The organism is Enterobacter cloacae complex sp. 2022EL-00788 (genome assembly GCF_026627565.1).
In the GTDB taxonomy this organism is placed as follows: Bacteria; Pseudomonadota; Gammaproteobacteria; order Enterobacterales; family Enterobacteriaceae; genus Enterobacter; species Enterobacter pasteurii.
Map to the genome: position 1 here is coordinate 75,371 of NZ_JAPNMC010000010.1, position 14,067 is coordinate 89,437.

11 protein-coding genes are annotated in these 14,067 nt (G+C 57.5%); 5 read left to right on the forward strand and 6 right to left on the reverse strand.

Annotated elements, in window-relative coordinates:
• Positions 1–136: 136 nt before the first annotated feature.
• Both mfd and OWK27_RS16505 read right to left on the reverse strand, forming a co-directional pair.
• On the reverse strand, positions 137–3,583 hold the full coding sequence (gene mfd / locus OWK27_RS16500; RefSeq protein WP_267590788.1) for a transcription-repair coupling factor: 3,447 nt from the start codon (positions 3,581–3,583) through the stop codon (positions 137–139).
• Positions 3,584–3,728: 145 nt separating this feature from the next.
• Complete coding sequence (locus OWK27_RS16505) at positions 3,729–4,802, reverse strand: acyltransferase family protein (RefSeq protein WP_176610616.1); 1,074 nt, start codon at positions 4,800–4,802, stop codon at positions 3,729–3,731.
• Positions 4,803–5,057: 255 nt separating this feature from the next.
• Between OWK27_RS16505 and lolC the strand changes: the two genes are divergently transcribed.
• Genes lolC through cobB form a run of 5 tightly spaced genes read left to right on the forward strand, consistent with a single transcriptional unit; the run spans position 5,058 to position 9,997 of the window.
• The gene (gene lolC, locus OWK27_RS16510; RefSeq protein WP_242174510.1) at positions 5,058–6,257 is read left to right on the forward strand and encodes a lipoprotein-releasing ABC transporter permease subunit LolC; all 1,200 of its coding nucleotides are present in this window, start codon (positions 5,058–5,060) and stop codon (positions 6,255–6,257) included.
• Positions 6,250–6,951, forward strand: coding sequence for a lipoprotein-releasing ABC transporter ATP-binding protein LolD (lolD, locus tag OWK27_RS16515; protein ID WP_148421715.1), 702 nt, complete (start codon positions 6,250–6,252; stop codon positions 6,949–6,951). The genes lolC and lolD overlap by 8 nt, the downstream gene beginning before the upstream one ends.
• Complete coding sequence (lolE, locus tag OWK27_RS16520; RefSeq protein WP_176610613.1) at positions 6,951–8,195, forward strand: lipoprotein-releasing ABC transporter permease subunit LolE; 1,245 nt, start codon at positions 6,951–6,953, stop codon at positions 8,193–8,195. Before lolD ends, lolE begins: the two co-directional genes overlap by 1 nt.
• Before the next feature lie 54 nt (positions 8,196–8,249).
• Entirely contained in the window at positions 8,250–9,161 is a 912-nt protein-coding gene (gene nagK, locus OWK27_RS16525) for an N-acetylglucosamine kinase (RefSeq protein ID WP_267590789.1), read from the forward strand.
• A 14-nt stretch (positions 9,162–9,175) separates the two neighbouring features.
• A complete protein-coding gene (gene cobB / locus OWK27_RS16530; protein ID WP_148421712.1) occupies positions 9,176–9,997 on the forward strand; it encodes a Sir2 family NAD+-dependent deacetylase in 822 nt (273 codons plus the stop codon).
• A gap of 34 nt (positions 9,998–10,031) precedes the next feature.
• Here the strand turns inward: cobB and potD are convergent, their stop codons facing one another.
• The 4 genes from potD to potA are packed head-to-tail and all read right to left on the reverse strand — an operon-like array spanning position 10,032 to position 13,840.
• The gene (gene potD, locus OWK27_RS16535) at positions 10,032–11,066 is read right to left on the reverse strand and encodes a spermidine/putrescine ABC transporter substrate-binding protein PotD (RefSeq protein WP_148421711.1); all 1,035 of its coding nucleotides are present in this window, start codon (positions 11,064–11,066) and stop codon (positions 10,032–10,034) included.
• Entirely contained in the window at positions 11,063–11,854 is a 792-nt protein-coding gene (gene potC / locus OWK27_RS16540) for a spermidine/putrescine ABC transporter permease PotC (protein ID WP_267590790.1), read from the reverse strand. The genes potD and potC overlap by 4 nt, the downstream gene beginning before the upstream one ends.
• Positions 11,851–12,708 (reverse strand): spermidine/putrescine ABC transporter permease PotB, encoded by an 858-nt coding sequence (gene potB / locus OWK27_RS16545; protein ID WP_267590791.1) that lies wholly within the window; start codon positions 12,706–12,708, stop codon positions 11,851–11,853. Before potB ends, potC begins: the two co-directional genes overlap by 4 nt.
• Positions 12,692–13,840, reverse strand: a complete 1,149-nt coding sequence (gene potA, locus OWK27_RS16550; RefSeq protein ID WP_267590831.1) for a spermidine/putrescine ABC transporter ATP-binding protein PotA — start codon at positions 13,838–13,840, stop codon at positions 12,692–12,694. The genes potB and potA overlap by 17 nt, the downstream gene beginning before the upstream one ends.
• Positions 13,841–14,067 lie beyond the last annotated feature (227 nt).

Below are 14,067 nucleotides of genomic sequence, written 5' to 3' on the forward strand. Positions count from 1 at the left end.
TCCATATAAATGATAAGGTTATTGTTTTATAAGGGGTTAATGATAATTATGGCGAATGTATAGTCGGGAAGATCGGGCGAAGTGCAAAGAGTTTGTAAATTGTCCCCCACCAGCCGGGCGCTGGCGGGGGAGCGGCTTAGGCGATGGCGTTTTCTTCCAGCTGGCGCATAAAGTTACGCACCCAGTCCATGCGGGTTTTACGTTCCGTCAGATCCTGCGTAAATTTCAGGCGCGTCGGGCCATCTAGTCGGAAATGCTGCGGCTGTTTTTGCAGAAGGCCAATCAGCCACATCGGATCGACATGGTTCTTCTCGGCAAACTCAATCACGCCGCCTTTTTCGTTGCCTTCAAGCTTGCGGATCCCCAGCTTCTGCGCCTGCTGACGCAGTCGGGCAATATCAAGGAGGTTGCGCGCCGGGTCGGGCAGTATGCCGAAACGGTCGATCAGCTCGACTTTGATCTCTTCCAGCTCGCCTTCGCTTTTCGCGCTGGCAATGCGTTTGTAGAATGACAGGCGAGTGTTCACGTCAGGAATGAAATCATCCGGCAGCAGGGAAGGCATGCGCAGCTCCACTTCGGTCTGCTGGCTGGTGAGATCTTCCAGAGACGGTTCACGTCCGGCCTTAAGGGCGTCGACGGCATTTTCCAGCAGCTCCATGTACAGCGAGAAACCGATGGTTTCCATAGAGCCGCTCTGATCTTCACCCAGCAGCTCACCGGCGCCGCGGATCTCCAGGTCGTGCGTCGCCAGCGCAAAGCCAGCGCCAAGATCTTCGAGCGAGGCGATAGCTTCCAGACGCTTTTGCGCGTCGGTGGTCATCGCCTTCGGATGCGGCGTAAGCAGCCACGCATAGGCCTGATGGTGCGAACGCCCGACGCGCCCCCGCAGCTGGTGCAGCTGGGCCAGACCGAAGTGATCCGCGCGTTCGATAATAATCGTGTTCGCGGTTGGAATATCGATGCCGGTCTCAATAATGGTGGTACACACCAGCACGTTGAAGCGCTGGTGGTGGAAATCATTCATCACCCGCTCAAGCTCGCGCTCGCGCATCTGGCCGTGGCCAATGGCGATGCGCGCTTCCGGCACCAGCTCCGCCAGCCTGTCGGCGGCTTTCTGGATGTTTTCGACATCGTTATAGAGATAATAAACCTGGCCACCGCGCAGCACTTCACGCAGGATCGCCTCTCGTACCACCAGATTGTCGTACTCGCGTACGAAGGTTTTCACCGCCAGACGGCGCGCCGGTGGGGTGGCAATGATCGACAGATCGCGCATGCCGCTCATCGCCATGTTAAGCGTACGCGGGATCGGCGTTGCGGTCAGGGTCAGAATGTCGACGTCGGCGCGCATCGCTTTGATGCGCTCTTTATGGCGCACCCCGAAGCGGTGCTCTTCATCGACGATCAGAAGCCCTAAATCTTTCCACTTCACGTCGCTTTGCAGCAGCTTGTGGGTGCCAATGAGAATATCGATTTTGCCTTCGCTGGCCTGCTCCAGGATCTGCGTCTGCTCTTTGGCGCTGCGGAAACGGGACAGCATCTCAATACGTACCGGCCAGTTGGCGAAGCGGTCGCGGAAGTTGTCAAAGTGCTGCTGGGCAAGAAGGGTGGTGGGCACCAGCACGGCCACCTGCTTGTTGTTCTCAACGGCCAGGAAAGCGGCGCGCATCGCCACTTCCGTTTTACCGAAGCCCACGTCGCCGCACACCAGTCGGTCCATCGCCAGCGGCTGGCACATGTCGCTCAGCACGGCGTTGATGGCCTGAGCCTGGTCCGGCGTGGTTTCAAACGGGAAGCTGTCGCAGAACAGCTGGTACTGCTCTTTATCATGCTTAAACGCATAGCCCTCTTTGGCCGCACGCTGGGCGTAAATGTCCAGCAGCTCGGCGGCCACGTCGCGCACTTTTTCCGCCGCCTTCTGCCGCGCGCGGGCCCAGGCGTCGCCGCCCAGCTTGTGCAGCGGCGCGTTCTCTTCCGCGCCCCCGGCGTAGCGGCTAATCAGGTGCAGGGACGACACCGGCACGTACAGTTTGGCGTCGTTAGCGTAAGTCAGCATCAGGTATTCACCTTTGATGCCGCCTGCTTCAAGGGTGGTCATCCCCTGATAGCGGCCCACGCCGTGCTCCAGATGAACGATCGGCTGGCCGGGGTGCAGCTCGGCCAGGTTGCGGATCAGCGTGTCCGGGTTGATGGTGCGACGGCTGTCCTGACGACGGCGCGCCACGCGCTCGCCCAGCAGATCGCTTTCGCAAATCAGCGCCAGGTTATTGAGCGTATCAATGAATCCGTGCTCGGCGGCCCCGATCATCAGGTAACGGCCATTGCCTGTCGCTTCGCTCAGGCGAAGAATGCGCTTCGGCGCTATCTTAATCCGCCCCAGCAGCTCGCCCAGCGCTTCACGACGGCCTTCACTCTCTACGGAGAACACCACCGGTCCGGTAAAGGACTCAAGAAACTTGCGCAGATTATCCAGCGGCGCTTTCTGCTGCGCCTGCACGGAAAGATCGGGCAGCGTTCTGAACGCCAGATTGGTATTCGCCGCCTTGTCCGCAAGAGAATCGGTTTTGAGCTGCATGCGCGGCCAGCGTTTCAGCTCGGCGTTCAGCTCGTCGGTGCGCAGCCACAGCATTTCCGGCGGCAGCAGCGGACGCATAGGATCTACGCCCCGGTTTTCAAAGCGCGCGCGGGTCTCGCTTTCAAAACGACTGGCGCTGGCGTCGATATCACCGGTATTCACAATCAGCGTATTCGCCGGGAAATAGCTGAACAGCACAGGCAAGGGTTCGTTAAAGAACAGCGGCTGCCAGTATTCAATCCCGGCAGGCAGAGTCCCTTTGCTGACCTGCTGATAGATATGTTCGGCATCGCGCTTTACGTCAAACCTGTCGCGCCACTGGCTGCGGAACAGTTCGATGGCGGTTTTATCCGTCGGGAATTCATGGGCGGGCAGCAGGTTAATAGATTCCACCTCTTCCAGCGTGCGCTGGGTGTCGGCGTCGAACACGCGAAGGCTGTCGATCTCATCATCGAAGAAATCCAGACGATACGGCTGGTCGCTGCCCATCGGATAGAGATCCAGCAGCGCGCCGCGCGTCGCGTATTCCCCGTGCTCCATTACCTGGTCGACATGACGGTAACCGGCACCGTCCAGCTGCACGCGCAGGGCGTCGCGCGACAGGCGCTGGCCTTTTTTCATCACCAGCGCATGGCCGTGCAGATAGCTGTGCGGACAGACGCGCTGCATCAGCGTATTCACCGGCACAATCAGCACGCCGCGCTGCATGGTGGGAAGCTGATACAGGGTCGACAGGCGCGAGGAGATTATCTCCTGGTGCGGGGAGAAACTGTCATAGGGAAGCGTTTCCCAGTCGGCCAGGCTGAATACCAGACTGTCGGTGAACTGACGAATTTCGTCGTGCAGGCGCAGGGCGTTTTGCATGTCCGGGGCAACCAGCACCACCGGCCCTGGGTGCCGTTCAGCAATTTCCGCCACCAGCGTGGCGCAGGCCGCGCCTGTAAGTTCGCCCAGCTGGCGTTGGTCACCTGCTTTAACAGGCAAGGAGTAACGATAGTGTTCAGGCATGGCTATGTCAGAGTCTCTTTGGGATATACCAACAGTATTGGGGCATATCACTGATACGCAATGTCTTTATTATCCTCGATCGTTTTGCATAAGCAAATCGTAACCGCACAAGAGGAAAAGTGCCCCCGGATGGGGGCAGGGAAGATTAGCGGCTGGCGGGCTGTGGCGTAAGACGCGCGGGAGGGGAGAAGAAAAGGTCGCCAAAGAGGGCGGTGGATAGCTTGCGAACCCCCAGCCCAGCCAGGGTGCACACGAGGAGGCTGACAAACGGATAGACCAGAATCAGCGCCAGCTCAGCCCACACCGGCCAGTACGCCGCGTTCATTTCGCCAATCAGGAGCAGGCTAAACGCCTCGATTAAAATACGGTGAGTGGTATAAATGGCGATGGTGTTTGAGCCAATGACGTTCAGCAGGTTATTGGGGTGAACGGCATAACGCTGCTCGACGCTGTAGAAGAGCTTCATGATAACCACGATCGACAGCAAAGAGAGCGGCAGCGGGACGTTAGCGAACCAAAGCGCTACCGACACCGCCCCGGATGCAATAAGCACCAGCCAGCCGCGGCGCAGATTCAGCCCTTTCATCCACGCCATCAGCTGCGCGCCGTACCATGCGCCGATGCTGTAGTAGACCATATTGCGCACCACGCTGTTCATGCCCCACCACGGCAGCGGCAGGAAGTTGATCGCGACGCTTGCCAGCGCCAGAAGCCCTAACACCGGCAGTTTCCAGCGGCTCAGCAGCTTACAGAGGGTAAAGTAGACCACCAGAGCGTACAGATACCACAGGCTGGTGCTGGCCGTGAGCATGCCCAGCACAAACCCTGAGACAGAATCGGCGTAGGCCGCATTGGAGGATGTTGCCAGTTCACGCTCGGGCGCGAGCCAGGCATTCAGATGGGTTAGCGCCTGCCATTGCAGTACGCCCCACAGGGCCAGCACCCAGACGATGCTCCAGATCCGCTTGTCGAGGCTGTCCCGCCAGTTCACGTCGTCAATATAGCGACGGATTAAATAGCCGGAGATAAAGAAAAATACCGGCATACGGAACGGAGCAAGATAAAGGTTAAAGTAGACCCAGCATTTGGCGAGCAGGCCCGATAACGGGTGCTGAAGGCCGTCCAGGTGCGGATAAAAGGTGATCACCGAGTGGTAAATCACCACCAGACAGATGCACAGCCCCTTTATCTGGTTAATCCATAATGCTTTTTGTTTCATCGTGCGTGAAGACCTTTTGCCATAAACGAAAGGCCGATTGTTGTAAATTGAAAACCTGATGTAACGGGTAACAGTCTGTATCAGGACGATTTTCAGAAAAGGTGGAGGCTGGCTGGCGCAACTTCAGCCAGTAGCATGATGATTTATCTGAATTTTTCGGAAAAATGATTACCAAATCTTACGGTTTCAGTCATTTACGCTCAGCGGATTCGCTTATATACTCGTGGGTCTGCTACCAGCAAACAGACGGATTTCATGTATCAACCTGTCGCACTCTTCATAGGCTTACGTTACATGCGTGGGCGCGCCGCGGACCGCTTCGGTCGCTTTGTCTCCTGGCTTTCAACCATCGGCATTACGCTTGGCGTGATGGCGCTGGTGACGGTGCTTTCCGTCATGAATGGCTTCGAGCGCGAGCTGCAAAACAATATCCTGGGGCTGATGCCGCAGGCCGTACTCTCTTCGACTAACGGTTCCGTTAACCCACAGCAGCTGCCGGAAAGCGCGGCGAAGTTACAGGGCGTCACGCGCGTTGCGCCGCTCACGACGGGTGATGTGGTGCTGCAAAGCGCCCGCAGCGTGGCGGTGGGGGTGATGCTGGGTATCGATCCAGCACAAAAAGACCCGCTGACGCCGTTCCTGGTCAATGTGAAACAAACCGACCTGCAGGCAGGCAAATATAACGTGATCCTCGGCGAGCAGCTCGCCGGGCAGCTTGGCGTCAACCGTGGCGATCGGCTGCGCGTGATGGTGCCATCGGCCAGCCAGTTTACGCCGATGGGGCGCCTGCCGAGCCAGCGCCTGTTCAACGTGATTGGCACCTTTGCGGCGAACAGCGAAGTCGACGGCTATCAGATGCTGGTCAATATTCAGGACGCCTCGCGTCTGATGCGTTATCCGGCGGGCAATATCACCGGCTGGCGCCTGTGGCTGGACGCGCCGCTGAAGGTGGATACCCTCAGCCAGCAGACGCTGCCGGAAGGGGCAAAATGGCAGGACTGGCGCGAGCGTAAAGGCGAGCTGTTCCAGGCCGTGCGCATGGAGAAAAACATGATGGGGCTGCTGCTGAGCCTGATCGTGGCCGTTGCCGCCTTTAACATCATCACCTCGCTGGGTCTGATGGTGATGGAGAAGCAGGGCGAAGTCGCCATTCTGCAAACCCAGGGGCTGACGCCGCGCCAGATTATGGCGGTGTTTATGGTCCAGGGGGCCAGCGCCGGCATCATCGGCGCGCTGCTGGGCGCGGCGCTGGGCGCGCTGCTGGCCAGCCAGCTGAATAACCTCATGCCGATTATCGGCGCGCTGCTTGATGGCGCGGCGCTGCCGGTGGCTATCGAGCCGCTGCAGGTGGTCGGTATTGCGCTGGCCGCGATGGCCGTTGCGCTGCTTTCTACGCTTTATCCTTCCTGGCGCGCTGCCGCCACTCAACCCGCTGAGGCTTTACGTTATGAATAAGATCCTGTTGCAGTGCGACAACCTGTCCAAACGCTATCAGGAAGGCACCGTGCAGACCGACGTGCTGCACAATGTGAGTTTTAGCGTGGGTGAAGGCGAAATGATGGCGATTGTCGGCAGCTCCGGCTCCGGCAAAAGTACGCTGCTGCACCTGCTGGGCGGGCTGGACACGCCAACCGAAGGCGATGTGATCTTCTCCGGCCAGCCGTTGAGCAAAATGTCCTCTACGGCGAAAGCCGAGTTGCGTAACCGCGAGCTGGGCTTTATCTACCAGTTCCACCATCTGCTGCCGGACTTCACCGCGCTGGAAAACGTGGCGATGCCGCTGCTGATTGGTAAAAAGAAGCCGGCAGAGATCAACGCCCGCGCCAGCGACATGCTGAAAGCGGTAGGGCTTGGTCATCGCGGTAATCACCGCCCGTCCGAGCTCTCCGGCGGCGAGCGTCAGCGCGTGGCGATTGCCCGCGCGCTGGTCAATAATCCGCGGCTGGTGCTGGCGGATGAACCGACCGGTAACCTCGACGCGCGCAACGCGGACAGCATTTTCCAGCTTCTCGGCGAGCTGAACGCCTCGCAGGGCACCGCGTTTCTGGTGGTAACCCACGATCTGCAGCTGGCTAAACGGATGGGGCGTCAGCTGGAAATGCGCGATGGCCACCTGAATGCAGAACTGACCCTGATGGGAGCGGAGTAATGGCTTCACCGTTATCGTTACTCATCGGGTTACGCTTCAGCCGCGGTCGTCGCCGGAGCGGAATGGTGTCGCTTATCTCCGTAATCTCCACCATCGGTATTGCCCTTGGCGTGGCGGTGCTGATCGTCGGTCTGAGCGCCATGAACGGCTTTGAGCGTGAGCTGAATAACCGCATTCTGGCCGTTGTGCCCCATGGTGAAATCGAGCCGGTTAACCAGCCGTGGTCTGACTGGAGCAATGCACTTAACAAAGTGGAAAACGTGCCCGGCATTGCCGCGGCTGCTCCTTACATTAACTTTACCGGGCTGGTGGAGAGCGGGGTGAACCTGCGCGCCATTCAGGTGAAAGGGGTAAATCCGCGTCAGGAAGCGCGCCTGAGCGCGCTGCCGCGCTACGTGCAAAATGGCGCATGGGCAAACTTTAAGGCCGGCGAGCAGCAGATCATCATGGGCAAAGGCGTTGCCGATGCGCTGAAGGTGAAGCAGGGCGACTGGGTATCAATCATGATCCCGAACGCCAGCGCTGACCACAAATTGCAGCAGCCTAAGCGCGTACGTCTGCACGTTACCGGCATTCTTCAGCTGAGCGGCCAGCTTGACCATAGCTTTGCGATGGTGCCGCTGGAAGATGCGCGGCAGTACCTCGATATGCCCGACAGCGTGACGGGTATTGCCATCAAGGTTAACGACGTCTTTAACGCCAACACGCTGGTGCGCGATGCCGGCAGCGTGACCAATAGCTACGTTTACATCAAAAGCTGGATCGGCACTTACGGCTATATGTACCGTGATATCCAGATGATCCGCGCGATTATGTATCTGGCGATGGTGCTGGTGATTGGTGTGGCGTGCTTTAACATCGTCTCAACGCTGGTCATGGCGGTGAAGGACAAGAGCGGCGACATTGCCGTGCTGCGTACCCTGGGGGCGAAAGACGGTCTTATCCGCGCCATCTTCGTCTGGTACGGTTTGCTGGCGGGGCTGTTTGGCAGCCTCTGCGGCGTGGCGATCGGCGTGGTGGTTTCCCTCCAGCTGACGCCGATCATCAACGGGATTGAAAAGCTCATTGGCCATCAGTTCCTGTCGGGCGATATCTATTTTATTGACTTCCTGCCGTCTGAACTGCACTGGCTGGACGTTATTTATGTGCTGGTTACGGCACTTTTACTGAGTCTGCTGGCAAGCTGGTATCCGGCGCGTCGCGCAAGCCGTATCGATCCGGCGAGGGTATTAAGTGGCCAGTAATTTCGTCATGGTTTAGCGGTCTTTTGGCCGCTGAATCAAGCAGAGGAATGCATCATGTATTACGGATTTGATATTGGCGGCACCAAGATTGCGCTGGGCGTTTTTGATAACGATCTCAAACTCCAGTGGGAAACCCGCGTGCCCACGCCGCACGATAGCTACGATGAATTTTTAACCGCCATCGCCGCGCTGGTGGCGCAGGCGGATGAACGCTTTGGCGTCAAGGGCAGCGTCGGCATTGGTATTCCGGGTATGCCCGAAACCGACGACGGCACGCTGTATGCCGCCAACGTACCCGCCGCCAGCGGCAAGCCGCTGCGCGCCGATCTCTCTGCCCTCCTTGAACGCGACGTGCGTTTAGACAACGATGCCAACTGCTTTGCCCTCTCCGAAGCCTGGGACGACGAGTTTCGTCGCTACCCGCTGGTGATGGGGCTAATACTCGGTACGGGCGTCGGAGGGGGGATTGTCATTAACGGCAAACCCATCACCGGGCGCAGCTACATCACCGGCGAATTTGGCCACATCCGTCTCCCGGTGGACGCGCTGGACGTAGTCGGGCGCGATTTCCCGCTTACCCGCTGCGGCTGCGGCCAGCACGGCTGCATTGAAAACTATCTGTCGGGACGGGGGTTTGCATGGCTGTATGAACACTTCTATCATCAGAAACGTGAGGCCCCCCAAATTATTACCTTGTGGGAACAAGGGGATGCGCAGGCGCGAGAGCACGTTGAACGCTATCTCGACCTGCTGGCGGTGTGTCTGGGAAATATCCTGACCATCGTTGACCCGGACCTGCTGGTGATCGGGGGAGGGCTGTCAAACTTTACCGCGATTACGGAACGGTTGTCCGGGCGTTTGCCCCGACATTTATTGCCGGTTGCCCGCGTGCCGCGCATTGAGCGTGCGCGACACGGGGACGCAGGAGGCATGCGCGGAGCCGCATTCCTTCATCTCACCGATTAGTTTACGAGGTTACTATGCTGTCGCGTCGCCAGGGTCGACTCAGCCGTTTTCGCAAAAATAAACGCCGCTTACGTGAACGCCTGCGTCAGCGGATCTTTTTCAGAGACAGGATGATGCCAGAAGCGATGGACAAACCCAGAGTGGTGGTGTTAACCGGGGCGGGGATCTCCGCTGAATCCGGTATTCAGACCTTCCGCGCAGCGGACGGGCTGTGGGAAGAGCATCGGGTTGAAGACGTGGCGACGCCGGAAGGCTTTGCCCGCGATCCGGCACTGGTGCAGGCGTTTTACAACGCCCGTCGCCGCCAGCTTCAGCAGCCGGAGATTGCGCCAAACGCGGCGCACCTGGCGCTGGCCAGGCTGGAGGAAGCGCTGGGGGATCGTTTTCTGCTGGTCACGCAGAATATCGACAACCTTCATGAAAGAGCCGGTAACCACAATATCATCCATATGCATGGCGAACTGCTCAAGGTGCGCTGTGCCTGGAGCGGCCAGGTGCTGGACTGGAAAGAGGACGTGCTGGACGAAGACCGGTGCCACTGCTGCCAGTTCCCTTCGCGTCTGCGTCCGCACGTGGTCTGGTTTGGTGAAATGCCGCTGGGGATGGATGATATCTACAGTGCGCTGGCGATGGCGGACGTCTTTATCGCTATCGGCACCTCAGGGCATGTCTATCCGGCCGCGGGATTTGTGCACGAAGCGCGACTGCAGGGCGCCCACACGGTGGAGCTCAATCTGGAGCCAAGCCAGGTAGGAAGCGAGTTTGAAGAGAAGCATTACGGCCTGGCGAGTGAAGTGGTGCCGGCCTTTGTGGATAAACTTCTGAAGGGGCTGTAAGCGTAACGGGCGACTGTACGTCGCCCGTTAGAGTTTATCGACCCGCCTTTAGCTTCTGGTAATACTCTTCATAAAGGCGGCTCGCGTCACCGACGTCGTTCTGCCATTCCCCTTTGCTGACGGTTTCCGCATCCGGATAGAGCGATTTATCGTTCGCAACGTCGGGGCTTAACAGCTTGCGCGCGGCCAGGTTTGGCGTCGGGTAACCGATGGTTTCCGCAACCTCTTTTGCCACGTCAGGGCGCAGCAGGAAGTTAATCAGCTTCAGCGCGCCATCGACGTTTTTCGCGTTGGCCGGAATCGAGAGGCTGTCCATCCAGAAGATCCCACCTTCTTTCGGCCAGACCACTTCCAGCGGCGTACCGGCCTGACGCGCTACAAACGCAGAGCCGTTCCAGACCATACCCAGATTCACTTCACCTTCCATATACGGGTTCGCCGGGTTGTCCGAGTTGAACGCCGCCACGTTAGGCATCAGCTTTTTCAGCTCGTTGTAAGCCGCCTCGATCTCTTTTGGATCGGTGGTGTTGCCGGAGTAGCCAAGTTTACGCAGCGCGATCTGGAACACTTCGCGCGCATCGTCGGTTAACAGCAGGCTGCTTTTGTATTCCGGTTTCCACAGGTCGGCCCAGCCTGAAACCGTTTTGGGATCGATGGCGTCGCTGTTAACGCCAATTGCCGTCGCGCCCCAGATATACGGGATGGAGTAGTCGTTATTCGGGTCAAACGGCTTGTTAAGCATCTCCGGATCGAGGTTTGAAAAATTGGTTAGCTTCGTTTTGTCGATCTTCTGGATCATGCCTTCCTTGCGCATTTTGTCGACGAAATAGGTCGACGGCACCACCAGGTCATACGCGCCATCTTTGTAGGTTTTAAGCTTGGCGTACATGGTTTCATTCGACTCATAGGTGGAATAGATCACCTTGATGCCCGTCTCTTTGGTGAACTGTTCCAGCAGGCCCGGCGGCACGTACTCGGTCCAGTTGTAGAAATAGAGCGTTTTGCTGTCATCAGCATGCGCGGCACCCATTCCGAGCACCAGTGCCGCGGCGGCGAGCATTTTTTTCATTTCTGTGTCCCCTGAGATTTTGTTTTATCACGAGCAATAACCTGGCTGGCGATGACCAGAACCAGCGATAACACCAGCAGAATCGTCGCCAGCGCGTTCACTTCGGGTGAAACACCGACCTTAACCATTGAGTAGATCTTTAACGGCAGAATTTCATAGCTCGGCCCGGTGACGAAGGAGGAGACCACCACATCGTCCATCGACAGGGTAAAGCTGAGCAGCCACCCGGCGGCCACGGCAGGTATCGCCAGCGGCAGGATGATTTTGCGCAGAATCGTCATCTCGCTGGCGCCGAGATCTTTCGCTGCTTCCAGCATTCGCACATCGAACCCTTTCAGACGCGCATAGACCGTGACCACCACGAACGGCAGGCAGAAGGTGATATGCGAGAACAGCAGCGACCAGAAGCCGAGCTGGACGCCCAGCAGCATAAACAGCACCAGCAGTGAAATGGCCATCACGATATCCGGGGACATCATCACCACAAACAGCATGCCGCTGACGAACGGCTTCCCGCGAAAACGGTAGCGGTACAGCGCCACGGCGGTCAGCGAGCCAATCAGCGTGGCGAAGGTGGCAGAAAACACCGCCATCGTCAGCGAGTGCTGCGCGGCCTGGAGCAGGCTGTCATTGTTCATCAGCAGGCCATACCATTTGGTGGTAAACCCTTGCCAGTTAATCCCGAAGCGGGAGCTGTTAAACGAGTTCACGATTAAAATGATAATCGGAATATAGAGATACGCATAAATGGCGGTCATAAAACCGCCGCGAAGCAGTCGACCGATCATTCCAGCTCCACCTTCTTGTTCAGCAGGCGCGAGGCACGCCAGTAGACCAGCAGCATCAGCCCCATCACCACCGTCAGCGTAATGCTGGTGGCCGAGCCGAACGGCCAGTCGCGGATGTTCAGGAACTGGCTCTTAATCACGTTGCCGATCAGCAGGTTTTTCGCGCCGCCCATCAGGTCCGACACGTAGAACAGACCCATCGCAGGTAACATCACCAGCAGGCAGCCGGCGATAATGCCCGGCATGGTCAGCGGAATAATGATGCGGATAAAGGTTTGCAGCCGGCTGGCGCCCAGGTCTTTTGCCGCTTCCAGCAGCGGCTTATCGAGCTTTTCAATGCTGGAGTAGAGCGGCATCACCATAAACGGCAGCAGGATATAAACCAGCCCGACGATCACCGCGCCCGGCGTGAACATGATGCGGATTGGCGTATCGATTACCCCCAGCCACAGGAGAAACTCGTTCAGATAGCCTTTCGTGCTGAGAAAGATTTTCAGCCCGTAGATGCGGATTAGCGAGTTGGTCCAGAACGGCACAATGAGTAAAAACAGCAGCAGCGGGCGCACTTTATGCGGCAGGCGTGCCAGGAACCACGCGAACGGATACCCCAGCACCAGGCAGGCAACGGTGGCAATCAGCGCCATATTGAGCGAGTGCAGCAGCACGTCAAAATAGAGCGGATCGAGCAGGCGCGCGTAGTTGTCCAGCGTAAAGACCAGCGCAACGAAGTTCGCGTCGTCGCGGGTCAGGAAGCTGGTCACGATGATCATCAGGTTGGGAAGAAAGACAAACAACACAAGCCAACCGACGATCGTGGCAATCACCACATTCTGGAACTTACTCGTGTTCTTCATCAGCCAGTACAACCTCCCAGCTTTCTACCCAGTTGATGACCATTTTCTGATCCAGCGAATGGTCAAAGTCCGGATCGTCCTCGTTAAAGAACTCGCTGACCATTACCATTTTACCGTTTTCCAGCTCCACAACGGATTCAAGGGTCATCCCTTTATAGTTGCGTTCGCGAACGTAACCGATCAGACCTTCGACTTCAGCCGTATCGTGGATCTCGTCAACGCGGAGATCTTCCGGGCGCAGCAGGACGTTGAGCTTTTGTCCCTTTTCGACGGCAAAGTTGACGGTAATATTGCATTCGCGGCCCTCGACGTTCGCGCGAACGCGCTGTTCGTCCAGGCGCTCAATCACCGTAGCGTTAAAGATATTGATTTCGCCTATGAAGCTGGCGACGAACAGGTTTTTCGGCTCTTCGTAAATTTCACGCGGCGTGCCGTCCTGTTCAATTTTACCGTCGCGCATCACCACGATACGGTCTGACATGGTCAGAGCCTCTTCCTGATCGTGGGTGACAAACACGAACGTAATGCCGAGCTTACGCTGAAGCGCCTTCAGCTCGTTCTGCATCTGCTTGCGCAGCTTGTAGTCCAGCGCGGAGAGCGACTCATCGAGCAGGAGCAGGCGCGGCTTATTGACCACGGCGCGGGCGATGGCCACACGCTGCTGCTGGCCGCCTGAAAGCTGATGCGGCTTGCGCTGGGCGAACGCCTCCAGCTGCACCATCCGCAGGGCCTCAGTGACGCGCGGCGGGATCTCGCTGGCGGGCGTTTTTTGCATGCGCAGGCCAAACGCCACGTTCTCAAACACGGTCATGTGCGGGAACAGGGCATAGCTCTGAAAGACGGTGTTGACGTGGCGGTTTTCGGCAGGAACCTGGGTAATGTCCTGGTTCTCAAGATGGATATGGCCGTTATCGACGCTTTCCAGCCCGGCGATAAGGCGCAGTACGGTGGTTTTGCCGCAGCCGGAGGGGCCAAGCAGCGTGAGAAACTCACCGTCATTGATGGTCAGGTTGAGGTCGGAAATGACGTCTTTGCCATCAAAACTTTTACGAATTCGTTCCAGTTGCACCAGTGGTGAAAGGGAACGGGGTTGTGTATTCAATTTTCGCGCTGTCCCATATAGACGCCTCAGGCAGCAGACTGAAGCGGGGTTTGTGTGTAACCACCTTGGTGACTCGTAATGAGGGCGGACATTCTACGGCAAACCCATTGAATCGCCAATCCTTCTCCCTTATTCCTAAGCTACATTTATTAACGCAGAACGATATAAACGTAAAAAGTTCTCGTTTGCGGGATAAAAGTGACCTGACGCAATATTTGCGTTTTGCTGCTTAATGATAATGTTGTCACAAAAAGTGA